Raw genomic sequence first — 386 nt, forward strand, 5'->3', positions numbered from 1 at the left:
TGGCCTCCGGCGCCGACCCGGTGTTCACCGAGACGTAGCCGCCGGCCTGGATCATCGTGTCGAACGCGGCGCGGTCGACGACGAGGGCCTTGATGACCGGGAGCGAGCGCGAGCGGAACGGCTCGATGGCGATCGTGTCGCCGTCGGAGTAGTGCCGCATGTGCAGCTGGCAGGTGGTGGTCGCCCGCTGCGGGCCGTGCGGCCTGCCGTCGATGACCATGCTGCACGAGCCGCAGATGCCCTCGCGGCAGTCGTGGTCGAACGCGACCGGCTCGTCACCGGAGAGGATCAGCTTCTCGTTGAGCACGTCGAGCATCTCGAGGAACGACATGTCCTCGTCGGCGTCGACGGTGTAGTTCACCAGGCGACCCTTGTCGACCGCGTCG

The 386-nt window shown here is 68.4% G+C and carries 1 protein-coding gene; it reads right to left on the minus strand.

Annotated features, from left to right (window positions below; genetic code table 11):
- On the minus strand, window positions 1–361 hold a 361-nt coding region (locus DBV35_RS29430; RefSeq protein WP_245944154.1), incomplete at its 3' end, for a 2Fe-2S iron-sulfur cluster-binding protein.
- Between the last annotated feature and the right edge of the window lie 25 nt (window positions 362–386).

It is taken from the genome of Acuticoccus kandeliae, assembly GCF_003073115.1.